At 52.0% G+C, this 26,268-nt stretch carries 23 protein-coding genes; 7 read left to right on the plus strand and 16 right to left on the minus strand.

Translation table 11 applies throughout. The features are described from left to right. Positions 1–31: 31 nt before the first annotated feature. From D3P07_RS02155 to D3P07_RS02220, 14 genes are all read right to left on the minus strand, one after another. Positions 32–790 (minus strand): sugar isomerase domain-containing protein, encoded by a 759-nt coding sequence (locus D3P07_RS02155; RefSeq protein WP_119798430.1) that lies wholly within the window; start codon positions 788–790, stop codon positions 32–34. Beyond that, complete coding sequence (locus D3P07_RS02160; RefSeq protein WP_119798431.1) at positions 756–2,126, minus strand: neutral/alkaline non-lysosomal ceramidase N-terminal domain-containing protein; 1,371 nt, start codon at positions 2,124–2,126, stop codon at positions 756–758. Before D3P07_RS02160 ends, D3P07_RS02155 begins: the two co-directional genes overlap by 35 nt. Positions 2,127–2,164: 38 nt before the next feature. Continuing rightward, positions 2,165–3,430 carry an AGE family epimerase/isomerase gene (locus tag D3P07_RS02165; RefSeq protein ID WP_259391299.1) on the minus strand — a complete coding sequence of 422 codons (1,266 nt, stop codon included), beginning with the start codon at positions 3,428–3,430 and terminating at the stop codon, positions 2,165–2,167. 21 nt (positions 3,431–3,451) lie between these two features. Further along, a complete protein-coding gene (locus tag D3P07_RS02170; RefSeq protein ID WP_119798433.1) occupies positions 3,452–4,279 on the minus strand; it encodes a carbohydrate ABC transporter permease in 828 nt (275 codons plus the stop codon). Beyond that, a complete protein-coding gene (locus D3P07_RS02175) occupies positions 4,276–5,199 on the minus strand; it encodes a carbohydrate ABC transporter permease (RefSeq protein ID WP_119798434.1) in 924 nt (307 codons plus the stop codon). Before D3P07_RS02175 ends, D3P07_RS02170 begins: the two co-directional genes overlap by 4 nt. A gap of 70 nt (positions 5,200–5,269) precedes the next feature. Next, complete coding sequence (locus D3P07_RS02180; RefSeq protein ID WP_119798435.1) at positions 5,270–6,601, minus strand: extracellular solute-binding protein; 1,332 nt, start codon at positions 6,599–6,601, stop codon at positions 5,270–5,272. 28 nt (positions 6,602–6,629) lie between these two features. Continuing rightward, positions 6,630–7,631 (minus strand): LacI family DNA-binding transcriptional regulator, encoded by a 1,002-nt coding sequence (locus D3P07_RS02185; protein WP_259391300.1) that lies wholly within the window; start codon positions 7,629–7,631, stop codon positions 6,630–6,632. Positions 7,632–8,232: 601 nt separating this feature from the next. After that, a complete protein-coding gene (locus D3P07_RS02190; protein WP_119798436.1) occupies positions 8,233–9,399 on the minus strand; it encodes a M20 family metallopeptidase in 1,167 nt (388 codons plus the stop codon). Between the two features lie 167 nt (positions 9,400–9,566). After that, the gene (locus D3P07_RS02195; protein WP_119798437.1) at positions 9,567–10,694 is read right to left on the minus strand and encodes an alanine racemase; all 1,128 of its coding nucleotides are present in this window, start codon (positions 10,692–10,694) and stop codon (positions 9,567–9,569) included. Positions 10,695–10,776: 82 nt separating this feature from the next. Next, positions 10,777–12,387 (minus strand): response regulator, encoded by a 1,611-nt coding sequence (locus D3P07_RS02200; protein ID WP_119798438.1) that lies wholly within the window; start codon positions 12,385–12,387, stop codon positions 10,777–10,779. Further along, the gene (locus D3P07_RS02205) at positions 12,362–14,119 is read right to left on the minus strand and encodes a sensor histidine kinase (RefSeq protein ID WP_119798439.1); all 1,758 of its coding nucleotides are present in this window, start codon (positions 14,117–14,119) and stop codon (positions 12,362–12,364) included. The genes D3P07_RS02200 and D3P07_RS02205 overlap by 26 nt, the downstream gene beginning before the upstream one ends. 50 nt (positions 14,120–14,169) lie before the next feature. After that, positions 14,170–14,988, minus strand: coding sequence for a carbohydrate ABC transporter permease (locus tag D3P07_RS02210; protein WP_119798440.1), 819 nt, complete (start codon positions 14,986–14,988; stop codon positions 14,170–14,172). After that, positions 14,985–15,866, minus strand: a complete 882-nt coding sequence (locus tag D3P07_RS02215) for a carbohydrate ABC transporter permease (protein ID WP_119798441.1) — start codon at positions 15,864–15,866, stop codon at positions 14,985–14,987. The genes D3P07_RS02210 and D3P07_RS02215 overlap by 4 nt, the downstream gene beginning before the upstream one ends. A 78-nt stretch (positions 15,867–15,944) precedes the next feature. Continuing rightward, positions 15,945–17,270, minus strand: coding sequence for an ABC transporter substrate-binding protein (locus D3P07_RS02220; protein WP_119798442.1), 1,326 nt, complete (start codon positions 17,268–17,270; stop codon positions 15,945–15,947). Positions 17,271–17,588: 318 nt separating this feature from the next. Between D3P07_RS02220 and D3P07_RS27845 the strand changes: the two genes are divergently transcribed. Beyond that, positions 17,589–18,407: a YHYH domain-containing protein gene (locus D3P07_RS27845; RefSeq protein WP_397334508.1), complete on the plus strand. Its 819-nt coding sequence runs from the start codon at positions 17,589–17,591 to the stop codon at positions 18,405–18,407. Positions 18,408–18,685: 278 nt separating this feature from the next. Then, positions 18,686–18,901: an aspartyl-phosphate phosphatase Spo0E family protein gene (locus tag D3P07_RS02230; RefSeq protein WP_182914146.1), complete on the plus strand. Its 216-nt coding sequence runs from the start codon at positions 18,686–18,688 to the stop codon at positions 18,899–18,901. A 115-nt stretch (positions 18,902–19,016) separates the two neighbouring features. Here D3P07_RS02230 and D3P07_RS02235 read toward each other — a convergent pair whose 3' ends face one another. Beyond that, positions 19,017–19,640 (minus strand): GntR family transcriptional regulator, encoded by a 624-nt coding sequence (locus tag D3P07_RS02235; RefSeq protein WP_119798444.1) that lies wholly within the window; start codon positions 19,638–19,640, stop codon positions 19,017–19,019. 200 nt (positions 19,641–19,840) lie between these two features. On the opposite strand from D3P07_RS02235, the gene garR reads away from it, so the two are divergent. From garR to D3P07_RS02260, 5 genes are all read left to right on the plus strand, one after another. After that, complete coding sequence (gene garR / locus D3P07_RS02240; RefSeq protein ID WP_119798445.1) at positions 19,841–20,734, plus strand: 2-hydroxy-3-oxopropionate reductase; 894 nt, start codon at positions 19,841–19,843, stop codon at positions 20,732–20,734. A 33-nt stretch (positions 20,735–20,767) separates the two neighbouring features. Continuing rightward, complete coding sequence (locus D3P07_RS02245; RefSeq protein ID WP_119798446.1) at positions 20,768–22,111, plus strand: GntP family permease; 1,344 nt, start codon at positions 20,768–20,770, stop codon at positions 22,109–22,111. 36 nt (positions 22,112–22,147) lie between these two features. After that, positions 22,148–23,584, plus strand: a complete 1,437-nt coding sequence (locus D3P07_RS02250; protein ID WP_119798447.1) for a four-carbon acid sugar kinase family protein — start codon at positions 22,148–22,150, stop codon at positions 23,582–23,584. 87 nt (positions 23,585–23,671) lie between these two features. Then, positions 23,672–24,523, plus strand: coding sequence for a class II fructose-bisphosphate aldolase (locus D3P07_RS02255; protein WP_119798448.1), 852 nt, complete (start codon positions 23,672–23,674; stop codon positions 24,521–24,523). 148 nt (positions 24,524–24,671) lie between these two features. Then, positions 24,672–25,211, plus strand: a complete 540-nt coding sequence (locus tag D3P07_RS02260; RefSeq protein ID WP_119798449.1) for a histidine phosphatase family protein — start codon at positions 24,672–24,674, stop codon at positions 25,209–25,211. A 135-nt stretch (positions 25,212–25,346) separates the two neighbouring features. Here D3P07_RS02260 and D3P07_RS02265 read toward each other — a convergent pair whose 3' ends face one another. Further along, positions 25,347–25,919, minus strand: coding sequence for a hypothetical protein (locus tag D3P07_RS02265; RefSeq protein WP_119798450.1), 573 nt, complete (start codon positions 25,917–25,919; stop codon positions 25,347–25,349). Between the last annotated feature and the right edge of the window lie 349 nt (positions 25,920–26,268).

Consider the following 26,268-nt stretch of genomic DNA (forward strand, 5'->3'; position numbering starts at 1 on the left):
TCGACCATGCTTTCACCCCCTTAGCCTTCGATTAAAGTTTCTTGATCCGGTCTTTGAATCTCCCGATAAATCGGGCATTGGCTTCATCGCCGCCGGTTGCGTTGCCGCTCATCCAGATCGGCGGTTGAATTCCTTCCTCTTCCAGCAGCCCGATCGTTTCGGCAACTAGCGAATTCAGCAAATAAGCGTTGGCAAAGGTTGAAATGGCCGCCACTTGCTGCTCCATATCGCCGATCTGCAGAATCGCGTCCCCGACAGGCACCTTGCTATCCAGCACAACATCAACGAGATCATGCAGGTTTTGCTTGGAAGGATGTCTTGCCGCGTGGCCGGCTGGCGTTTCCGTCGCATGGCGAACCGAAGTGACGCCAATCGTTCGCACCCCGCGCTTCTTCGCTTCCAGCGCCGCATCAATCGTAGCGGCATTAATACCATATGCATTAATAATGATAAGCAGATCGCCTTCTTGCAGCCCATAATCGTCGATCACGATTTTCCCGTGGCCTGGCAGCCGCTCGGTCGCCATAGACCGCAAGGCTCCGCCGCTCAGCAAAGTGCCTTCATCGAGAATCGCACTGATATGCATCAATCCGCCTGCCCGGAAAAATATCTCCTGCGATCCCAGATTGGAATGGCCGCCAGGTCCATAGGCATAAACAAGCTTGTCCTGCTTGATCTGATCGGCTACCATTCGAGCGGCCCGAAAGACCGCCTCCTGCTCTTCATCATGCAAAAACTGGATATGAGCGATGACTTTATTTAGATATTGGCTCATTAGCTTCGTGCTCATCCTGATTCCCTCCATCCTGGATTGACAACATCTCTCTTATCTCTTGTTTGATGATTTCCTCAACGGAAGGAGCAAATCTCGCGGGCAGATGAAAGTAAACATAGGATTCATCCGCCTCGTAGCCGCCCTCCGCAAGCTGCTCGGCGGTCGGGATATAGCCGAGCATCCCGTTGCTGTAGCCAACCGGCAAAACCTTTCCTGCGAATTGCTCTTTCACAAAGCTCCCGTATTCGGTGACGACTTCCCCATCCATCGCCAGCAGCGATAATTCATCCGCAATCGATACTAAGCGGATATGGAACGGCACCGACCATCGACGGCTGCCGGTATCCGGCCTAGCTTCCAGTGGCAACTCTGCGGCGGCTGACCCGCTGCCGGTGTCTGGCTCGGCTTCCAATGGCAGCTCGCCGGCGGCTGATCCGCTGCCGGTGTCCGACTCAGCTTCCAATGGCAGCTCGACCGTGGCAGTCCTGCTGCCGATCATGCCGGGCCGAATACAGCGCATCGGACGATGCAATACGCTCATCACTTGATCCGCCAGCTCGGTGCCGAAGCGAATGACCTCTTCATTTCCTCCCCGGTAAAACTCGCCGTCCTTGACCAATCTTGGCCTGACATCCCCGCAGCAGCCCTGCAAATAAAAGGCCATCGTATCCGCACCGAGATGCTGCTCCACCAGCGCCATCGCTACGCCCGGAAACTCGGATGAGACCACATTCTGATCCGTCGTCGTCGGATGGCAGGCAAAATGCACCATGATCGCCTTCTGCCGGTTGTTCTCCGCAACAAACCGGATCACATTCAATTCGGGGTCGACAATTCCTTCTTCATTGGGAGCCATCAGGATCTGTCCGTCTTCCAGCCGTCTTCGGTTGATGCCAATCCCGCAATGTCCGATGCCCCGCTCCATCGTCACGGGCTCCAGATTGCCGAACGCTTCTTCGATGGCCTCAGCCAGCTTCATCTCCAGAAACTCCACATATCGCTGATCCACCCGGCCAATGACATGTCCGAACCGATCGCTCGTCTGCGGGCCCGAATGCGTGTGGGTCGCGTTCAGAATGACAGCCGAGGAGGAAATCCCCCAGCGCTGCCTGATCATAGCGTAAATACGCTCCATTCGCTCCGAACCCCACCAGATGATGTCCGCCGACACGATCAGAGCTAACGCGCGCGCGCCAGATATGTTGCTTGTTTGCATAACCACCGCCTTCAAATAAAGCGGATGCGCCTCCCCTTCCATCTCTCCGATACGGTGGCCAAACCCTGCGAGCGGCAAAGGATACAAGGGTGTAATGTCTCGTCTGGCAACCCCCAGACGGAGTGTGACGGTCATCGTTCGATTCCCCCCAGCTTGTTGACGTTTTGCCACGACTATGACGGCCTCGCAGCCAGCAATTCAATCGTCAGCAGCACGTTCCGCATAATGTGATAAGGATCTTTCACCGGAAGCGCAACCACCTTCTGCATCGGTTTCCCTTGCCGATCGCGAATCTGAATCCATTCGCCAACCTGCGGGTCGGGATGCGGGAACGTGCGGAATACATAATGATGCATTTGCTCGTACATGTGTAGAAACCGTTCATCCTGCGTCATATCATGGCATAGCAAAAACGTGTACAACGCCTCGGAATGCGGCCACCATATTTTCATATCCCATGTATCGCAGATCAGCGACTCATACCCGTCGTTGATTTTCCGGCCGCGCGGTTCGCCTCCATCCCGGTCCACATAGCGATAGAGTCCGCCATACGTCCCATCCCAGCCGATCTCGAACGCTTTCTTGACGACGCGTCCCGCCTTCTCGATCAGCTCTGGACGGCCCAGCTTGCGAGCTTCCTGAAGCACAAACCACATGCACTCGATTGAATGTCCAGGGGCGATCTGCCTGGCCAGCAGCGTATCGCGGCCCGCTTCATGAAGCGGCAGCAGCTCGGTCAGCAAATCATCCTCATGCACGAACGTATTCATGATTTCATTCAAATAATGACTGCTGCGCTCGCGAATTTCCGGCCCGGCCGGATGGGAAGCGGCCAACAAAGCATCGGCCAGCTCCTGCGCGACATTCAGCATAATCATCGCAAACGATTGCGACACAAAACCGTCGGGCACCGGATAAGGCTCGCTGCGAACGCTTCCCGCCGACAGCCTGGTCTCAATGCTTCGGTACAGCTTCAATGCCTGTTCCAGTACTTCGCTATCGTTCTGAACCCGGGCATATTCGGCAAAGCCCAATACAACGAAACCGTCCGCATAAAAACTGAGATCATACCCCTGTCCCGGAATAAATTCCTTTTTCTCCCCCGTCTCTGACAGCAAGTACGCGCAATTCCCGTTGTCCAGAAACACATGCTTTGCAAGAAAAGAGACCGTCTTTCCGGCATGCTCCAGCATTTCGTCCGCCTTCCAGCCAAGCTGCTTCTCGTCCAGCAAGCCTTGGCGGTACATCCGGGCCATCCGCGACAAAATCCAAACAAATCTTCCTTGCGACCAGGTGAACTTATCGGTGCTTAATAATTCTGTTCCTTCATTATTAAAGCAAGTGTATATACCGCCATGGGTCCGATCCAGCGCACGCTGCCAGAAAGGCCATAAGCTTTGCTGGAGATGATCTCGATAAAACGACAGCAGGTTATTCATTGGCATTCACCCGTTCATCGATTATTTGCTTCCCGTCATGCTGATGCTCTCGATGATGTGTTTTCTCAAGAAGATAAACACAATCAGGATAGGCAATACCGACATGACCGATCCCGCCGACATGACGGTCAAATCAATAGAGAAGGCCGATTGGAACATCGCCAGTCCCAATTCCATCGTATACAGCTTCGTATCGCCAACGACGAGCAGCGGCCAAATAAAGGCGTTCCAGGCTTCGATAAAGGCGAATATGCCAAGCGCGCTCATCGGCGCTTTGCAGAGCGGGGCCACGATGCGGAAGAAAATGCGCCACTCGGACGCCCCCTCCATCCTCGCCGCCTCCAGCATCTCATCCGGAATTTGCTGCATAATATTTTGCCGCATGAAGAAGATCCCGAAGCTCATCACCAGATAAGGAGCGATCAATCCGCGAAAATTGTTCAGCATATCCAGCTTTTGCATTTGCAAGTATAAAGGGATCATATAGATTTCGAACGGCACAATCGCAGTCGCGAGCAGAATAGCGAATAATACCGCGCCTCCGACAAAGCGAAACTTCGCAAAAATGTACCCGGCAAGCAGCGAGGTAAATACAATCGCTACTGCCGAAATCGTCGCCATCCGCAAGCTGTTCCAAAAATATAGATGAAACGGCACGGCATCAAACACCGCAATGAAATTATCCAGCTTAAATGATTTTGGAATAAAAGACGGCGGCCAAACGTTCAGCTCGGTCGGAGTTTTGAATGCCGTCGAGATCATCCAGAGAAAAGGAATGATCATGATGACGGCCCCGATGGTCAAAACGATTATTCGAATGATATTGGAGAGGCGTTTTTGCTTGATCATCGTTTCATCCTCCTGCCCGAACTATTTTTCTCGCGCGCCAATCCCATCTGAATGCCGGTTAGAATCAGGACGATCAGGAACAAGACGACAGCTTCAGCCGAAGCATAGCCCATATTGAAGAAGCGGAAAGCGTTTTCAATCATGTCGTATACAAGCACGCGCACCACATAACCCGGCGAACCTTGAATATCCGATGCCAGCACGTAAATCTGGCTGAACACGTTGTACCCGTGAATCAGGGTAATAACAGATACGAATACGGTGATTGGCTTCAGCAAAGGGATCGTAATGTAACGGAAAGCTTTGAGGCCGGTTGCTCCGTCAATCGAAGCCGCCTCATAATATTCCTTGGAAATCCCGGTAAGCCCTACCGTAAAAATGATCATATTGTAACCAATCGTCTTCCATACGGTCAGCATGATGACGGATACGATAGCCAGCGTTGGATCCAATAGCCACGGCTTGGGACTGATACCGAAAAAGGACAGAGCGTAATTAAACAATCCTTGCTGCGAATCCAAAATCCATTTCCAGGTTACCGCTACCGGTACCATCGGCGTAATATACGGCAAGAAATAGATCGCCTCGTACCATGATTTGAACCGAATGCCCTTGGACAGCAAATACGCGATAATGAGAGCGATCGGCACACTGAAGATTAAGATGCCAAAGGCGATAATCGTCGTGTTCTTGAGCGCAGTAAGGAAAGGATCGCTTTGAAACAACGTAACGAAATTTTCCATTCCGACAAAAGGCTTGTCGACAGAGACCATATCCCATTGAAACAAGCTGATATAGAAGGTCTTTACAATAGGAATGAACCTAAGATACGTATAAACCGCTATGATTGGAGTCAGTCCCAGCAGCACAAACCAATGATGCGGCTTAAGCCGGAACCTCTTCTTCGCCAAAGTTGCCATTGTTCATTTCCCTTTCATCCATTAATAAAGGGGGAACCCTCCCGTACTCGGTTCAGGTTCCCGGATTCGATTACTCGGCCAAATGTCCTGCCTTCTTTAAAATAGCGTTCGTATCTTTTGCCAGATCTGCCAGGAATGCTTTCATTTTGTCCGGATTATCGACGAACGACGCATCCGTGAAGCCTTTCTCCGATAAACGATCAGCAAACTTGGTCAAAATTTCATCAAACTCCGGAATGGTCGGATAAGCGTGCAGTTCCTGCTTTGTGAAGAAAGCTTTGAAGGCCGGGTTTTCTTTGAAGAAATCCTCGAAGTCCAAATCTTCCCTAGCCGGCAGCCAACCGGTCATCGTAACCATTTGCTTATGGTTCTCCGGCTCCATCAAGAAGCGGATGAAATCCCAAGCCGCCTCTTCTTTATCCTTGGCAGCATTCGTCACATAGAAATCAGACATGCCGATTACATTGGCTACAGGCAGCGGAGCAGTTGCATATTCCAGATTTGGCGCCTTCGCTTTTATATCGCCGATTACCCAGGATTCACGAACGAAGAAGGCGGCCAGTTCCATTTCGAACGCTTCCGCGTCATGCTTGATCGTCGGATCATCCGTTTTATATTTATGAACCATATCGATGTACATCTGCAGCGTTTTGAGACCGGCTTCATTGTCGTAATTCGCCACATATTTCCCAGGTGATACTTCTTTCACAATGCTTCCGCCATGCTGTGCGAGCAGCGTCCAGAACTTCTCGCCAAGTCCGCTGCCGCCTCCGGTCAGGCGCAAGCTCATCCCTGCACGCTGCAAGTTGCCCGAAGCGTCTTTGACAGCCAGCTTCTGCGCATACTCCAAAAATTGATCCATACTGGTTGGCGGCTCTGTCAATCCTGCCTCTTCAAACATCTTGGTGTTGTAATAGATAACCCCTTTGCCAAGCTGATGAGGGATGCCGTACACGACATTATCTACTTGAGCGCGATCGGCGATCAATTCCGGATAATTGCCTCCTGTCACAATCTGAGCCAGGTCTTCAGGCGCCTGCTTCAGCATTTTGCCTTGAATGAACCGCAGGGCAATAACCGGATTGAGCGACACAATATCCGCCGCGCTGCTGGACGGCAAGCCTGCGGCTACTTTCTTCTCGAAATCCCTTAAGGGAAAGGATGCGATGTTGATCGTGACGTTCGGATGTTCTTTCTTGTAATCTTCCGCCATCTTCTTATACCAAGGGTCAAGCTCCGGGTATCCGCCCCAGACGGTCAATTCTACTGGCTTATCCTGTTTTTCTCCGTCTTTCGTATTTTTTTGCGAGGTTCCATTGTTAGCGCTTGAACAGCCGGCAAGGGCCAGCGACACCATTAAAACTAGAGAAATCAGCGAGATCAAACTCTTTTTTGTTTTCATCGGATGTCCTCCTAAACGGATTTTTTCGTTAGTGAAGCGCTTTCACGGAAGAACGAATAACTAATTTCTCGTCTAGAGTAACCTGCCTGTATTCCGCAACATTCTCTTCAAAAATACGTTCAAACAAGATCTTCGCCAGCAGCTTGCCCGCATCGTATGTCGGAATGGAAACCGAAGTGAGCGGAAAGATCATAAGCTCGATATCGTCAAAGCCAACGAGCGAAAGATCTTCGGGAATTTTCAAACCTGCGCTTTCGAAGGCTTTAATCACGCCCATGGCGATGACATCGTCAAAACAAATCAGCGCAGTCGGGCGATCCTTCATGGCGATCAGTTGATTTCCCACATCGACCCCATCCGCCAAATGCTTGGCTTCATGGAATACATGCTCCTCCGATAAGCTGAGGCCATTGCCAAACATCGTATCCTTAAACCCTTGAAACCGCAGCTTGGAAGCTCTGGACGTTCGCTGACCTGTGACAAAACCGATTTTTTTATGCCCGTTCTCAATCAAATGGTTCGTCACCTGAACGCTTCCTTGATAATCGTCAAACTGTACGTAGTCGCAGGTCAATCCCGGAATGGAACCGAGTAGAGTAAACGGGATTTTCTTTCTCTTCAATTCATAAATGTGATCGAACGTAACTCCTTCCAGCAGCGGAGCGATAATGAGACCATCTACCCTTTTGCCGACCATAACCGTAACTTGAGTGGCTTCAACCATATGGTTCTCGCCGCTGCTGCATAAAAAGACGGTATATCCATGCTCATTGGCAATTTCTTGTACCCCTTTTGTAATCCGATTATAGAAAGGGTTAGTAATGTCTTTAATGACCAGACCGATCGTTTTCGTGAATTTGGAAGTCAGCCCCCTGGCAATCTCATTGGGTACATAGCCATGCTTTTCGGCGGCCTCCAATACCTTCGCTCTGGTCTTCTCCGAGAATCCAGCTTTGTTGTTGAGAACCCCTGAAACTGTGCTTTTCGCTAAACCGGTTATTCTTGACAGATCCGCAATCGTTATATTCATGATCACGTCCCTCCTTTATAATTTGAACCGTTTCAAATTTTGTTCGTACTTATAGTACCAGTTATACAATAGGGATATGTAACTGATACATTAAAATTTGAACCGTTTCAAATTCTATTTTTCTGAATTATAAAGCGTTTTCATTTTACTTGTCAACAACTATTTTGATATACGCCTGGATGGGATAAGTTGAATCTGCATTACAAATTGTCACCAAAGCAAAACCCTCAGATGGCTGACCGTTGAAGATAACGGCTAGCGTCGGGGGCTTTTCGAGTTACGTTATTTATTCCGTCCTAGTCGCATTCTGCTAAATAACCACTACTTTTTCGGCGATGATCCTGCTGCTGCACTTGAAGTGCGCTGTGCTTTCTGAACGACAACTGCCCGGCTGGTTTTGGTTACGGATGCGCAATAATGGCCTCCCACGTCTAATGGCACCAAAGTACAGAGCGGCTTAAAGTATGAATTGCTTTCTACTCAAAACAGAAAAACCGGCAGTTTCGACTAAAAGCGCCTTTGAGCCTCGAAAATAAAAAGCTTTAAGTCGGGAATACGACTTAAAGCTTTTCATGTTAGAAGATGTCCGTCCGATTCTTCATTAGGACCCGTAAGACATAATCACATCAATCAAAATATCCGCAGCAAGCGCGACCTGCTCCAGCTCGACCCACTCGTCCTCGGTATGCGCCTGGTCAATGGAGCCCGGGCCGAACACGACAGACGGGATACCGACAAGAGCCAGCTTGCTGGCATCGGTGCAGTACGGCACGCCGTGTGTCTTCACTTCTCCGATCCGCCTGGAAGCCGCTTGCGTAAGAAGACGCACGACATCGGAATCTGCGCTTGTATCAAGCGTATAATCCAGCACGAACGGCGGATAGACATTGACGCGCGCCCGGTCATCTCCAAGATTCAGCGCGGTCAGCTCATCACGAAGATCCGCCCATACCTGCTCGCTGTCCTCGCCTGGAATCGTGCGGCGGTCAATCTTGATGCGGGAGCGGTCCGGAATCGTATTGGGCGCGACTCCACCGACAATCTCTGTGACGCTGAGCGAGCCAGCTCCGACCAAAGGATGAGGCTGGGCCAGCAAGCGAGGATTGACGACATTCCTCAGATGGGAGATCACCTGCACCATGGCATCAATAGCATTCACGCCTTCGCTCGGCCGGGAAGCATGGGCCGATACGCCAACCGTCTCGATCTCGCAGCGGACAACCCCCTTATGGGCAATGACGGCATGAAGCTCCGTTGGTTCTCCGACAATGGCCGCTCCAAATTTCTGATGAATTTGCAGCAGATCAAGTACGCCTTTGTAATGAACTTCCTCATCAACCGCTGCGGCCAAATAGACGGGAACGGCCGGCACTTGGCCATTTTCCACACACCACTCGATGGCGGCCAGCATGGCCGCAAGCGAAGCCTTCGTGTCGCAAGCTCCCCGGCCGTACAGTTTGCCGTCTACAACCCCTGCGGCGAACGGTTCGATGGTCATATTCGTCGTCTGCACCGTATCCATGTGGGCCTCCAGCAGCAAGCCCGGCGAATTGTTTTTTACACCAGGCAGCATCCCGACGATGTTCGGACGGTTCGGCAGCACCTCGCGGCGCTCGGAAGACAAGCCTAGCCGCTGGAAAAACCGTTCCACATAATCCGCTACCGCAAGCTCCGGCACGCCCCCTTCAAAGTTGGGGTTCACGCTCGGAATTTGCACGAGGTCCCTTAATATTTCCGTCGTACGTGCAGCGTCGATTCTATTTGTCATCACTGTGAGCCGCCTTTCATTTGAGTGTAGGGTAGAAGCGATTGGTCTTAAAAGGTTCAGCCTGCAGATAACTTCAACGTTTCGATTGACAATCCGTTCATGGCTATTCGTTCAGCTATGCAGCGACAGCGATACCTAGCATTCATTGTCAGGACAGCGCGCTATGCTTAATAATTGCAGCCTCTCGCATCGGTTTTAATCCGCCCGACGATCTCTCCGCCGCGCACTGCGTACACATAATCGTTCAAATTCGGGATGACGCAGGAGTGGTTCGGAATAATCTCGATACGATCTCCGATCGAAAGGCTGATATGTTCTGAATCGTAACGCAGCATACCATGCTCTTCATTGAGCGAAGCGATCATAAGATCCGGCTGTCCGACGATCATGCCGAAGCCGTCCGTATGATGGGAACGGTCGCTGGTCAGCGTCTTGGTGCCAGCGTCAATCGTCGCCATCCCCGGCAGCGGAATGCTGATGACCGTCGCAATTACCCGAAGCGCGCAATCCTCTGGCTCTGCCAAGCCCATGCTGACAGCCGACACGTCATTGTACAAATAATTGCCCGCACGCACTTCTGTAATCCCCTCCGCATGCTCGCACAGCTTCGATGTTGGGGTCGAGCCGGAGCTAACGATATCGACCGAAATTCCCGCTTCGCGAAGATCGCTCACAACACCGCGAATGATCCCAGCTTCTTCTCGTACCGCAGCCTCCAGCGCATCAGTAGTCTGATTCCGATAGACAAGGCCGAAATATGCCATAATGCCTACTATTTCAATACCCGGCAGCTCCCGAATCCGACGTGCGAACGCCACAATATCCTCGCCCGGCTGGCGTCCGCCGCGATGCAGGCCGCCATCCAGCTCGATCAATACACGCAATGGAATGCCCGCCCGCTCACCAACTGCGGATAGTCCGCAGGCTGCCTCCCAGCTATCGACGGTAACCGTTACACGGATGCGGCGATGCAGCCGCTCCAGACGCTCCAGATTGCGATCACCGACAATCGCAAGAGCAACGAGGATATCATCTATGCCGCCATCTGCGAATACTTCAGCTTCGGACAGCTTGGCAACCGTAATGCCTACCGCACCGGCTGCAAGCTGCTTGCGCGCCATTTCCAAGGATTTATGCGTCTTAATATGCGGCCGGTGGCGGATGCCATGCTCGGCCAGTTTCTCCGCCATTCGAGCGATATTGCGCTCTGCCGCATCCAGATCGACAAACGCATAAGGCGTAGGCGGATTACGGTCAAGCTCCGGTAAACCCGGTGTCACTTTATTATCGTTCATCTCTGTAACTCCTCTCCCATAAGGGCATCTCTATATCATTTATTAGGTAAGCCATTGGCTATGACTTGTTGTGCGGACGACCTCAGGACCCATACTTGTCCCGGTATTCCTGCGGCGTCAGTCCAGTATGTTTCTTGAATACATGAATAAAGGAATGCGCCCGCTGATAGCCAAGCCGGGACGCAATCTCATAGATTTTGTCCGATGTATCCAGCAGCAGCCGGGCAGCCTTCTCCATCCGTATCCGATAGACGTATTCGGTGATGTTCTCCCCGGTCTCCAGCTTGTAGATCTTCGAGATATAGACCGGATGCAGGTAGACATGTCTGGAAATCGCAGTCAGCGATACGTCCTCGTCAAGATGCTGCTCGACGAATTGCCGCACGTCGGCAATCAGCTTCGCTCGCGAGTCCTGCTTGTCCGATTCCGCCTCGCTGCTGAGCCTGGCCAGCAGCTCCAGCGACCAATCCAGCAATTGCTGCGCATTGCGGAACGGCAAGCCAACCGTCAGCTTCTCATAGCCCGGACCAATCAACTCGGTCAATCGCTGCCCGCTCTTGTGCGCATAAGAAGATGCCGCCGAAGCGATAACGAAATAGGCTTCCAGCAAATGCTCCTCCGTCTGAAGCTCTGCAGCAATACGCCTAAGCCGCTCCTCCGATTGCTGCCATTGGCCCGCTTCCAGCAAATGAGACAAGGACGGCAGCTCGTAAAGGGATGATAACGAACATGTCTCGTTTTCGCCCATTACTGCATCCGTTACAGTCAGAATGAGATCGGACACGTCGCCGATGCGCTTGCGCAGCGTCGACAGCGTGCCGTCATACATGGTTGCCAGATCGGACGGGAATACGCCTGTCCGGCTGATGAGTATCGTCGCTGAGCCGCGTAAGAACGTATGAATCGCATCCTTCAGCTGGCTCGCCTTACTCTCCAGCATACGGTACAGCTCCGCGCAATCTGCGCTGGCTTCCCTGTGCGTAATCAGGAAGACCAGGTATTGATGCACATCCTTGCCGTGCCACAGCTCGCAATCCGGCTGGAACAGCTCCTCCGCCATGTTGCTCACCGCATATTCGACAAGCGCCAGGCTATGCGGATCATAGTTGTGAAAGGGCTGCTCCAGCCTGACCAGCATTAACGCAAAGGGTTGTTCATAGAATCCGGGCACGGACAGCATCGTCATCTTGTCGCGAAGCTCCGCAGCCGCATAGCGCTTGCCAAGCAGCAGCTCCCCCAGTAGATTGCCGCGCATTTGGGGCAGGTTCTCCCGCAGAGCTTGCGCAATCCGCTCTTGCGAGATCACCTCGCGCCACTCCTCTTCCAGCTCGGTTCGCACCTGCGCAACGGCAGCCAGCAGCTCCTCATCCTTGGCCGGCTTCAGCAAATAGCTGACTGCTCCGTGTCGAATCGCTTCCTTCGCATATTCAAATTCAGCATGGCCTGATAACAAAATGCACTTCGTTTTGCGCCAGCGCCGCCGGATCTGCTCTGACAGCTCCAGTCCCGACATGCCTGGCATGCGGATATCGGTCAGTACGATATCGATCGTACATGACGCCATCACATCCAGCGCTTCCTCGGCGGAATAAGCTTTATAAACGCCTTTAATGCCTGACTCGCTCCATGGAACGAGCTCCGACAGCCTGTCGGTAATATGCCGTTCATCATCCACGATCAGCAATTGCGCCATGCTCCGATTCCTCCCTCCAGATCATGGTGACTTGCAGTCCGCCTAGCGGACTAATCGCTAGCTGAAGGCCTGATCCCGGACCAAACAGGTATCGCAAGCGTTGATGCACATTCCATACGCCGCAGCTGGTCTGCTCCTCCAGCGACTGGCGAAGCTTCTGCTCCAGCTTCAGCAACTGTTCGTATGGCATGCCCGCTCCGTTATCCTCCACGACAAGCATGTAGCGGCCTTCTCCGGCATGTCCGGTAATCCGTATCAGCCCAGCACCGGGCTTCCTCTCGATGCCATGGACAATCGCATTCTCTACAATCGGCTGCAGCAGCAGCCGCGGAAGCGGCAGCTCCAGCATTTCTTCCGGCACATCGATCTGATAGCGAAGTCTTCCTAACCGAAGATTGTGAATTTCCAGATAGTTCTCGACAAGCTGCAGCTCCTCGCGCAGCGAAGCTGGGCGATCCTCCATCCGGGTCGTATAGCGGTAATATTCAGCAAGATTCTGAGCCATCGCTACGACAGATGGCGTATCTTGCATTTTTGCCGTATTAATAATGAAGAACAGACTGTTGTACAGGAAATGCGGGTTAATCTGCGCCTGCAATTGCTTCAGCGTAGCCTCATGCCCCCGAATCTTCTCCGCATAGACACGCTCGACAAGATCCTGAATTTCCTCCGCCATCTCATTGAATCGCAGGAACAGGAAGTCGAACTCATTGCTGGAGCCGTTCTCGATCCGTGTCGACAGGTTGCCCTTCTTCAGCATCTGCACCCCGCGCATCAGCTTGCCAATCGGCCGCTGAACATTGCGGTACAGCAAATAGGATGCGATAACGCCCATAGCGAGCAGCAAGCCGATTGTCGCATAGAACATCGCATTCGTCTTGTGAATGGGCTGAAGGATGCTTTCCATTGGCACATAATCAACCAGATACCAGCCGAGCTGCTGCGACTTCACATAGAAGATCGCCACTCGCCCCATGCCGATATCCGCAACCACATGACCGCTGCCTCCGAGCTCTCTGCCGCCAAGCTCCCTCATAACCTCACGAGCGGCATCCGCATCCATTGATGTGTTGCCAATTGGATCGTATGCTTTGTTGTACAGGAACGGATCGCTTCGCCCATCCCACTTGACCATGTCCAGCATGCCGGAGATGTTCGATACGGGGAAGCCAACCTGAAACATCGCCTCCACCTGCTCCACAGAGGTTGCGCTATACGGCTCCGAAATTTGCCTGATGAAGCGTGCGCCCGGCACCTGGGCATAGCCCTTGGGATCGTCGTCATAGATCCAGCCCTTGCGCAAGGCGAATCGCTTCACATCGCCCCACGGATCATAATCCTTAAGCAGATTCGAAGACAGCATCATCTCTTGCTTCGGCAAATACAACGTAATCTCGTTCATCCACGAGCTGGATACGCTCTGCAGACTAAGCTTCTTGTTAATCCGGTATTCCTCGCGCTGCCGGTCGTACGGAATCGTCTTATCCCGCTCCATCAGCTCGCGCACATGAGGATCGGCGCTAAGCGTAACCGTATACATAGCCAACTGCTCGATCGTGGCGTCGAACTGCTGAAGCAAGAACGACAGCTGTCCGAGACTGTTGGCCCCAATTTCATTTTCCACAACATCTACGCTTACCTTATTCGTATAGCCATATAAGAAAAGGACGGGTATCAGAAACAAGACGATCATAATCATAATTTTGGAAAAAATCGTGCTTTTTCGCGGCATGGCGGCGCGCCCCTTTGTGAAAGGCATGACCTCTTGGTTGTACAAGTAGTTTAGCCCTTCACTGCGCCCGCCGCAAGACCGCTTACGATAAACCGCTGGGCAAGCAGCGCGATAATCAGTACCGGAAGCGTAATGACACAGGCTGAAGCCATAAGCGCGCCCCAGTTAATTTCGGAATAGGACATGAAGTTGAATACCGCGACCGGCAGCGTCTTCGTCTTGTCTCCCGCCAGAATAATCGAGAACATAAAGTTGTTCCATGAGAAAATAAAGGACAATAGCGATGAGGTAACAATTCCCGGTCCTGAGATCGGCAATACAATTCTTAGGAATACTTGAGTCGGCGTACATCCGTCAATCAAGCCCGCTTCCTCGATCTCCGTCGGCAAGCCCTCGAAGAAGGAGATCATCACCCAGATGATGAACGGCAAGCCAACCAGCATATGGCTGAGAATGAGCGACAGATAGGAGTCGACCATTCCGAGCTGCGAGAAGATGATGAACCAAGGAATAAGGAACGTGATGCCCGGAATGATGCGGGCAACCAGGATGACCAGGCCAAGGCCTTGCAGCCGGTGACGCGCAATCGCGTACGCTGCAGGCAGTCCCAGGATTAAGGAGCCGAGCGTCGATCCAGCTGCGACAATAAAGCTGTTGATGATAAATTTCATGAAGTCGTATTCACTGAAGACATTCACATAGTTTTGCCCCGTAGGCTTGAAGATCAGAAACTCATCGGGTGACATGATTTGCGCCTGCGTCTTGAACGAAGCCAGCAGCATCCATACGAACGGAAAGGCAAAGCAGATGACGACTAAGCCCGTGAGCGAGCTCATGATGATCGTTTTTAATCGTTTTTTGCGCTTCATGAAGCCACCTCCAGACGTTTGCGCACATAGATCATGAACAGCGTTAAAGCCATCACGATGGCAAAAAAGATCACAAGCAACGTTGAAGCCATGCCCAGCTTAAAGTATTGGAAGCCAAGCGTATAGCCGTAGATGTTCAGCGTCTCCGACTTCATGTTCGGACCGCCTTGCGTGGTCGCATAGATAATATCGAACGTCTTCAGGACATCGATCAGGCGCAGCATAACCGCCACAATAATCGTCGGACGAAGCAGCGGCAGCGTCACATACCAGAACTTCTGCCAGGTCGAAGCCCCATCCACATCAGCGGCTTCATACGGCTCGGTCGGCAGCGTCGCCAAGCCAGCCATCACAATGAGCGAGATCATTGGCGTCCACATCCACACGTCCATCAGAATAAGGGACGGCATAACCTGCGACGGCGAGGCGATCCATAGCTGCGGGTTGAGTCCGATCAACTTGAGCAGCGTATTGGCGGCGCCGATGCTTGGCTCATAGATCAGCAGCCAGACAAGGCCCATCGCAACAGGTGTCGCAACCATGGGAAGCAGGAAGATTGTTTTGACCAAATTTTTGCCGAAAAATTCACGGTGCAGCAATACCGCAATGGCCACACCCAGCACCGTCTGCACAATTAATGCGCCAAATGTAAAGACGAAAGTCTGCTTCACCGTCACCCAGAAACGGGCATCCGTCAGCAAAGCGATATAGTTGTCGAGCCCTACCCACTTGGGAGGCGTCGTTGAGGACATGCTCCATTCATAGAAACTGATTCGAAAGGTATATAAAATCGGGAATACCATCATAAGTAGCACGAATAATACAGCCGGCATGGTGTATATCCATTTCTGGTTGCGATCAAACCAGTTCGTTCGCATTGCCTCCATCCTTTCTCGTTGCGCCTCGGGATGAAGAAGGGACGCGTCCGCACGGACGCATCCCTCCGACTCCGCAGCTTATTGACCGGATTCGTTATCAATTAACGCTTGGAATTCTTTGTTAGCCTGGTCGGCGGCTGCCTGGATATCTTCGCCCGTAATCGCGCGCTGCACGATCGAGCCAATAATATCACGAGCTTCGCCTACGGCATTCACTTGCGGCAGGGAGTGGTCAACGCCGCCCTTCTGCGTCTCCATCGTCACTTCCGCCAGCTCTTTCGGGAAGGCTACCGTGCCTTCCGGGCTTGACCATACGGACAAGCGCGACCCCGGATTGCCCAGCTTCTGGGTCTCCAGCATAATTTCCTTGCTTGTAGCCCATTCGATGAACGCCCATGCTGCATCCTTGTCAGCGGCTTTCGCATTCATCGCAATGCCCCACGACGCAATGTTGAACGGCTGCGAGCCCGCATCGCCGGCCGGGAATACCGCGTAGCCGATTTGATCGGCGACGGTGGACTTCTCCGGATCGGCCGCATTCAGATAAATCGAATTGACGTCTGCGAAGAAAGCGGCTTTGCCTTGCGCGAATACGCCAATGGCTTGCGGCCAGGACATATTCAGCACCCCCGGAGGACCGAAGTCCCTCAGCAGTGTCGCATAAGTGTCCATGCCTTTCACCGATTCCGGCGCGTTCAGAGCCGCCTTGCCGTCGCGCATGAATTCTCCGCCCTCGGAGTACATGAACGACGAGATTTGCGACACGAGCGCGGAGCGTTGACCGCGAGCGGAGAAGCCGTACATCTCCTTGCTCGGGTCATGCAGCGCTTCCGCCGCCGCCAGAAGCTCGTCCATTGTCTTAGGCACGGCAATGTTCGCTTCCTCCAGCAGATCCTTGCGGTAATACAGGATATGCTGTTCGGTAATCGTCGGGATGCCGACGATTTTGCCATCGATCATATTCGTGCTGACGGATGCCTTCGAGAAATCCTCAAAGTCGTAATCCGCATTTTTATTCACATACTCATCCAGCGGCTGAAGCCAGCCATTGTTGTAGAACTGCTTGGCATGCTGCAGCGGGCTGTACATGAACACATCAGGCGTTGCGGAACCGGATGTGAACTGTACGGTCAGTTTCTGGGACAATTGATCCTCGAAGTAGCTCTGCACATCTACCTTCATTCCAGTCTCTTCTTCGAATTGCGGGATCAGTTCTTTAATGGCGTCCCCCCAAGGGTGGTTCGCCGTAGCGATGGACAGCTTCTTGCCTTGGAACGGCTTAGCCGCCCCGTCGCCCTCTGCGCCCGGGCTTGGCTTGTTCTCGCCGCCGCATGCGCTCAGCATACTGACCGCAAGGACTGCGGCGAGCGATCCTTGCATCCAGCGCTTCATCTTTCTCTTCATACGATTGACCTCCTGTACAAGTAGGATGAATAACGGGTGCATGCTGTCTGTCGATCCTTCGGTTCACCCGTTACATCTAGACTAAAGCATCCCGCTTACCGGTTAAATAACGCACATTCAACAACGATAACGAGCAATTAAAGAAATGATTCGTAATTTCAATGTGAAATGAGGGCTGAACGTTTAGATTGAATGGTCATGATGAACAATTTGATTATTTTCAAGTATTTTCTAAAAATATGAGAAACCCCCTATTCAGAACGAAACAACTTCTATAAAATTGAACCAAATACCCTATTGAAGGAGACCTATGCCATCATGACAAAAATAACTGCGTTCATCACTCTATTATTTTTCCTTTGCAGCACCTTGGCCTCTGCCCACCCGGGAAGAACGGACTCCTCCGGCGGACATACATGCCGCACAAATTGCGAGAAGTGGGGACTCGAGTATGGCGAATATCATTATCATAACGGGGGCGGCAAAAGCTCCACTTCTACTTCATCGACTTCAACGAAAGCCGCTGATACCAGAAGTGCGGAGGAAATCCAAGCGGACGGCTACATTTGGAACGGAGACTATTACTTGAAGCAGGGCAGCTATTATAATGCTTTGTATTATTATTTCAAAACCAAAGATACGGGCTACAGCTGGAAAGTTAATGCTTCGAATCAATCGACGGCAGCCAAAAAAGCAGCCGAGCAGGCAAAAGCATTCTTTGAATCCGACCAGCTCGATAAAGCCAAGCAGCATTACGAGCTAATAGGCCAAGATGCAGCATACAGCCATACCTACAACGTGCCCGGAAATCTCCAGCTCATTCAGGAGCGCCAAGCTTTCCTTCACGCCTTTTCCAATGCGCGCTGGTATTTCAATCAGAAAAATTATGTCAATGCCGTTCTCATCGCCGACAAAAAGATGAAAGAAGGGCTGGCAGCGAACAGCCACGCCGTTCAATTTATGAAAGACGCTTCATTAAAGCTCACGCAGCAAGCATACAGCGCATTTGTGAACAAGGACTACGCCAACGCCCTTAAGCGCTACAACGTAATGGCGAACGCGGAATACGCCCCTGCGGATTTGAAAGAGGGCGCAAAGAAAAACGCCATCCTTACCGAGCGGCGCATGAACGAATAAAGCTTCGACCAATCCCAATCCCGCTAACCGAATAAGAAAACAAGCTGGCTCCGGAACTGTGCCGGCTCCAGCTTGTTTCTTTTTCGGAACATGTTAGGTCATCGAAACTATTCTTCTAAAAGACGGCCCACATCAACAGCGATTGGAGCGGTAAATTCACAAAACATTCTTCGACTTTTTATTCCACATATCGCCATTCTTCTCTATTTGTTGTAAACTATAGATAAGAAATGATAGTTTCACATGAAAATTTATACTTTCAAAGGAGGATAATCCCTTTGGACTGTCTATGTAGAAATCAAATCGAGAAGCTCAGAGTCATTATGGAAAACACCTTTGACGAGTTCCAATCGTTCGTCGATCCCTCCGTGCTGCTGGCCAGCCAAGCGCTGGACGACGCTCTTGTCCAATATCGCAAATGCCCTATGTTCAACCAATGCAACCAATGGGGGCGCACCTGCACCGAAGACAAGAAGAAGCGCATGGCCGGCTAACCGCGCCTCTACCCTCCCATATACATAATCGCATAGACCGCAGTTGTATGGCATAGATGTCCCTACTAACTGCTCTATTGAAAAGAAGCCCCGAGACGCTCGGAGGCTTCTATTGTCATGCCTGATGTTTCCCTAGATGCAAATAAAAATCCAAATCCGCCTGCAGATGCTCCTTCATCAGCCTCTCTGCGGTTGCTGCGTCATGGGTGCGAATCGCATCCAGTATATGCTGATGCTCGTCGATCAGGAACGGGCGCTTGTAATAGACGACAGCTCTTCGGAACAGATAGATGATCGATTGCATCCGATCGATGATACTAATAATTTCCGGATTCCGGCTTGCCTGAACGATCAAATCATGGAATTGCTTATTTGCATCCATCGTTACCTCGACGGTGCCTTCGCGCGCAATTGTGATGCATTCCTGGACCTTTTCCTGGGTCTCCTCATCCATATAGGCTGCGGCGCAGCGCGCTGAGAAGCCCTCCAGCAGCATTCGCACCTCGAATATATGGCGCAAATCCTCCACGGTCGGCTGTACGACGCGCTTCCGCTGAATCAGCCCTTCCTGCTCCAGCTTCCGGATTGACTCTCTAACAGGCGTACGGCTTACGCCCAGCTCTTCCGCTAGACGTTCCTCTACCAGCTTCGTTCCGCCCGGCAATTCTCCATTCAATATTTTATCCCTTATCAGCTCATAACAATGCACATATGCCGCTTGAAACGCCTGCTTGCTCATCCATTTACCTTCCTTTGCTGCTCATAAAAAAAGCGGTTCGGTACAGACTATCCTTAAATTATAAAGCTATCGGATGGCCTTTGAAAGCCAATTCGAATATTTATTTTGTATCCATTTTGAACTTTTTGTATACATTTTTAAAATATTTGTGTACAATAACTTTCGAAATCACTTACCAACACGATATAGGAGGTTCCAACATGAAGATTGGTTTCGTTGGACTTGGCATCATGGGTAAACCAATGGCCAAAAATTTGATTAAAAAAGGATACAGCCTCACCGTCTACGATCTGAACGCGGAAGCCGTAGCCGATGTGGTACAAGCAGGCGCAGTGCAAGGCAGTTCTCCTAAAGCTGTTGCAATTGAAAGCGATGTCATCATTACAATGCTCCCGAATAACGCCATTGTGAAGACCGTCATGCTCGGTGAAGACGGTATCATCCATGGAGCCAAAGCCGGCACTATCGTAGTCGATATGAGCTCCATCTCGCCTGTTGTGGCGAAAGAAGCAGCCGATGCGCTTGCGGTTCAAGGCATCTCCATGCTGGATGCGCCGGTAAGCGGCGGCGAGCCCAAAGCGATTGACGGCACACTGTCCATTATGGCTGGCGGCGACGAAGCGGCCTTCCAGCGCGTATTGCCAGTCCTCTCCTGCATGGGCAAGGATGTCGTCCGCGTCGGTCCGAGCGGCAGCGGCTCTACGGCAAAGCTGGCCAATCAGATCATTGTAAACGTTAACATAGCAGCGGTATCCGAAGCGCTTGTGCTAGCGGCCAAAGCCGGCATCGACCTGGAGAAGATGTACCAGGCAATCCGCGGCGGACTCGCAGGCAGCACTGTGCTCGATGCGAAGGTGCCGATGATGCTGGAGCGGAACTTTAAGGCTGGCGGGCGCGTTGACATTAATCTGAAGGATTTGACCAATGTCATGGAGACGGCAGAGGCTTTCGAAGTCCCTCTTCCGCTGACCGAGCATGTGCGCCACGTGTTCGAGACATTAAGAGATGACGGCAAGCAAGCGCTTGACCATGCGGGAATCGTTCAATATTACGAGAAGCTGGCGAACGTTGAAGTCGGCAAGACAACTCGTTAATTAATAACACTACGACGAAAAGGTGGAAGCCCTATGTTAACTGGACCTATGCTCATAGTTGCATTCGTTATTGCATTAGCCTTTCTGTTTCTTCTTATTATCAAATGGAAAGTTGAGCCGTTCCTTGCGTTGACCGTCATTGCCTTCGGAACGGCAATCGCCATCGGCATTCCGCTGAAGGAAGTGCCGGGCATTGTCACCGCAGGATTCGGCAATACGCTTACCGGTGTAGGCATTCTGATCGGTCTTGGCGTTATCTTCGGCTCGTTCCTTGGCGCATCCGGCGCCGTCGAAAAAATTGCCGGCTCCCTCCTTAAGCTCTTCGGCATTAAGAAATCGCCAGCCGGGCTTGCTCTGACAGGCACAGTCGTATCCATACCGGTCTTTTTCGATGCTGCATTCGTTATTCTCAGCGGCTTGCTGAAGAGTCTGGCTACACGTACAGGCATTTCGATCATCACCTTCGTAACGGCGCTCGGCATCGGCCTAATCACTTCTCATAACATGATTGCGCCAACTCCGGGTCCTATGGTCGTAGCCGAGAATACGGGTTCCGACCTTGGCCTGTTCATTCTGTACGGCATCATTTGCGCGATTCCTGCAACGCTTGTCGGCGGCTTCCTATACGGCAAATATATCGGAAAGCGTGTGCAAGCCACTGTAGATGAATTAGAGGCTGTGCAAGCGGAGCCCGAATCGAAACGCAAAGAAATCAGCACGGGGTTGTCCTTCGGCATGCTAATACTGCCGATTGCACTCATTTTGATGAACACGATCTCCAAAATGCTGTTCCCGGGAACCGGCCTTGCCTCGTTCTTCGGATTCGTAGGCGACAAAAACATTGCCTTATTGATCAGCGTACTCGTAGCCATCATTGTGCTTCGTCCATATATTTCAGAAAATTACAATTCTCTTTATTCCGAGTCCATCTCCACAGCAGGCATGATTGTCCTGATTACCGGAGCTGGCGGAGCATTCGGAGCCGTCATTAATCATAGCGGCATCGGCGACTACTTGATTACAACGATGCAGAGCTGGAGCATTCCTGTCTTGCTGCTGGCCTTTATTTTTTCCCAAATTTTGCGTGCATCGCTTGGTTCTTCAACCGTCGCGCTTGTCACTACTTCAAGCATCATGGGTCCGCTTGTCCTCGATTTGGGTGTATCCCCTATCCTGCTTGGTCTGGCGATCTGTGCTGGCGGCATCGGATTGTCGCTGCCGAATGATTCCGGCTTCTGGGTCGTAAACCGGTTCGGCAAGCTGACTGTAACGCAAACGCTTAGAGTCTGGACGCTCGGCGGCTTCATCGCCGGTCTGACCGCACTGGCTGCCGTCTACGCGCTAAGTCTGTTCAGCGGCATTCTGCCGGGTCTGTAAGCTGCTTCAACTATATATAAAAAAGGTGTGAAACCTATGCATATTGGAAAACGATTGGCGAGAGACATATTTGACCGCTTGCCTGCTATAGACAGCAGGCAAGCGGATGAATGGCTTGAAGCGGAGCTGCAAAGCTTCGACCGGAAAATCATTGTGCTGGACGATGATCCGACCGGCGTGCAAACGGTACACGGCATCTCCGTGTACACCGATTGGACGCTGGAGACGCTGATAAAGGGGTTCCACGAGGAAGGGCCGATGTTCTTCATCCTGACCAACTCGCGCGGCCTGATCGCAAGCGAGACGGAAACGGTTCACCGCGACATCGCCCGTCATGCGGCGGAAGCGTCCAAACAGCTTGGCAACAAGCCTTATCTGATCGTCAGCCGAGGCGATTCTACGCTTCGCGGACATTATCCACTGGAGACCGAGACGCTGCGGTCTACGACGGAAGAGGCTTCCGGCGTCCTGTTCGACGGAGAAGTCATTCTGCCCTTCTTCAAGGCGGGCGGACGCTACACGATTGACAATATCCATTACGTCCAATATGACGAGGAACTGGTGCCTGTGGGCGAGACGGAATTCGCGCTTGACCGCACCTTCGGATATACCGAGTCCGATCTCGGCCGATGGGTTGAAGAGAAGTCGGGCGGTGCATTCAAAGCGGCCGACACTGCGTATATCTCACTGGACAGCCTGCGAGCGCTTCAGCTCGAAGATATCGAGGAGCAGCTTATGAACGTAAGCGGCTTTAATAAAGTCGTCGTCAATGCCGTCGACGATATCGACGTGAAGATCTTCACCATTGCGCTCGTTCGTGCGATGAAGCGAGGCAAAACTTTCATGTTCCGCACAGCCGCAGCTTTTACAAAAGTAATCGGCGGCATCGGCGACAGACCGCTCCTGACGAAGGAAGAAGTCGTAGGCGGTCAGCCGGGTTCAGGCGGCCTCATACTCGTTGGCTCGCATGTGAAGAAAACGACCGAACAGCTCGAACAGCTGAAAACATGCGATTTTGTAACCTTTATCGAATTCAACGTCCATCTGGTGATGCAGCCGGATGCATTCAAAGCCGAGATTGACCGCGTCATTACCGAGACGGAAGCTGCGATTGCTGCCGGCAAGACCGTGACCGTCTATACGCGCCGCGAGCGTCTTGACCTTGGCGAAGGGAAGCAAGAGGAAGAATTGCAGCAATCGGTCACAATTTCGGATGCGGTCACCAGCATTGTGCAGCGGCTGAACGTCCGGCCGAAATATATCATTGCCAAAGGCGGCATTACGTCCAGCGATATCGGCACGAAAGGCTTGCGCGTACAGCGCGCTACTGTCGCCGGACAAATCCAGCCTGGTGTTCCTGTCTGGATTACGGGAGGCGAAAGCAAGTTTCCCGGACTCTATTACATCATCTTCCCGGGCAATGTGGGATCGGCTTCTACGCTTAAGGATACAGTAGAGTTGTTGGAGCGCTAATCCTTTTGGGACTGAAGACAAATCGAGGCGTATGCGGTCCGTTATGCTCCGCATACGCCGTTTTATTGGGAAAGGGAGAGAAAAGAAATGCTGATACCAACCAAAGACATCTTGCTGGCTGCGCAACAAGAGAAAAAAGCAGTAGCCGCCTTTAACGTTTATAATCTGGAGACGGTACAAGCTGCTGTGCAGGCGGCAGAGGCAGAGGAACGCCCGGTTATCATTGCGCTGGGCGAACGCTACTTGCCTGCCGTAGACTTGGAGGGCTTCGCCGCAATGGCTATCGCGATTGCTCGCAAGGCGGCCATTCCCGTCGCGCTTCACCTGGATCATGCCTACGAAAAGAAATCCATTGTCCAAGCTATACGATGCGGCTTCACATCCGTCATGTACGACGGCTCCAAATACGAGCTGGACGAAAATATAGCACGCACCAAAGAAATCGTAGAGCTTGCCCATATGGCGGACGTATCGGTGGAAGCGGAGATTGGTTCCGTGTCGCGAGGCGCTTTCTCCGACGAAGAGGAAGGCGACGGAAGGCTGACCGATCCCGCTGATGCCAAGCGCTTCGTCGAGGAAACCGGCGTCGATTTCCTGGCTGCGGCTATCGGCACGGTGCACGGCATGTATACGGGCGAGCCCAAGATTGATCTGGAACTGCTGCGGCAGATTCAATCATCTGTACAGATTCCGCTCGTGCTGCATGGCGGCTCTGGCACGCCTGATGCGATTATTGCCCAGACGATGGAGCGCGGCATCTGTAAGGTGAACGTCAATACCGAGGTGTCCCTCGCTGCGGTGTCCCATTTGATTCGCTTCACCTCCTCAACAGAGGCGCAGCACACCCACTTATCCACAATTATGGCAGATATGCAAGGCACGATCTTGCCGGTCATGAAGAAATTCGTAAGGCTGCTGGCCCGGCAAGAACAGACTTAGGACTGAATGGGAAGAGGGAACATCCAACCATCATTGTTGCGACTTTAGGAATAGGGATCAAATATGAGCATCGCCCCCCTGGACGGATAGGAAAAAGGAAATAGCCACTTTCTGAAGAATACGTAACCGGACAGGAGGGAACTGGAACATGATCTATGTGGTCAGACACGGCCAGACCGATTGGAATAAGGAAGGACGATTGCAGGGACGCAGCGGATTGCCGCTGAATGAAACCGGTATCCGGCAAGCCGAGGAATTGAAGGGACAGCTGGCCTCCATTCGATTCGACTATGTCATCTCGTCTCCGCAGGCACGGGCGATCCAGACAGCCGAGATCGCTTCCGGTCTTCCCGTACAGATTGACGGACGGCTCGATGTGTTCGACCTTGGCGAAGCGGACGGCTTGCGGAGGAGCGAGGTGACTCTGGCGGGTCCGATTCCCGATGCCCGCATCTATAAGGGCATGGAAGATATCCAAGGCTTTATGCAGCGGGTATTCGCATTCATGGGGGAGCTTGAAGCCCGTTACGGTCAGAGCGGCGCAAATATTCTCTTATCGGGCCATCGCTGCACGACAGGCTGTATCGGCGCATACTTCGAAGGCTTGCCCGAGGACCGCAATATTTTGAGATACTCGTCGGACAATGGCGCGTACAAAACCTACGCCTTCCGTTCCTCCGCTTCTTGACTTGCCGCTCAAGTTAACTTGCTCTCCCAAAGCATAGCGTTCAGTCGGATATGCAGGCATGTGTTCATCCTATTAACGCCAACAACCCGCTCCTTCTATTCAATAGAAGTAACGGGTTGTTCGCTGTGCTGCGAGTTAGACCGTATTGGAAGCCAGCTGCCGCTCCCTGCCAAGCTCCGCCGCAGCCTTGCGATACCAGGCATAATCCCATTTGCGATTCAAAAAATAATTGCTGTCGATCAGGACGGGAATGACCTCCGCCCCTTTGTATGACGTTCGATCCCCGACCTTCTCCACGCGAAAATGATAATGGAACCGGATCAGCCGATAGAGCAGCGGGTCCAGCAAAGCGATAGCGAACAGCTTCTGGCGCGTCTCCGCATAGTCGAACAAATTGTACATAAGCAGATCCAGCGCCGAGCTGGATCTGAACTCCTTGGCGATTGCGAACTTGTCGATGACGAATACTTGCCGGTGATGACGCCGGATGCAATCGATCCCGCTGAAATCAAATACGCGATGCAGCTCATCCGCACCCTGCGGATCATAAGGCGCGAACTCCGCCGTCCCCGCCGGCTTGCCGCCTACATATAGCAAATACGCGTCCCCTACCGTTTTTTCATGCTCAAATCCTTTTTCATCCCACACTTCCATCCACAAATTGTCGAACTGGCTTCGTTCTCTCTCATTTTCTACACGAATGATCAATATCTCCCACCCTCGCTATTCTAGTAAGTGTTCTTAATAGAGAATTATAGCGGTTTTTCTCGGAAAATGCCAACTATTCTATCTTTTTCAACAATTTGTGGAGGATTCATGAATTTCGGCATCCCCTTTACAGATGTTTCACGCCTCGCAAATGCCCCCATAACAAAAGTGGATTACATTGGTTACGGGTGAACACCCCCTATAGGCAAGGGTACGAGATGGAGAGAAAACCCTTTTATGAATCGACAATGAATGCGTTTCGCAGATGCGAGAATGCTTCCTGAACCGATGCGTAAAAGGGTTTTTTGCCGTGCTCAAATCGCTGCCATCCCAATTGGAGAGGATGAGG

It is taken from the genome of Paenibacillus sp. 1011MAR3C5 (assembly GCF_003591485.1).
In the GTDB taxonomy this organism is placed as follows: domain Bacteria; phylum Bacillota; class Bacilli; order Paenibacillales; family Paenibacillaceae; genus Pristimantibacillus.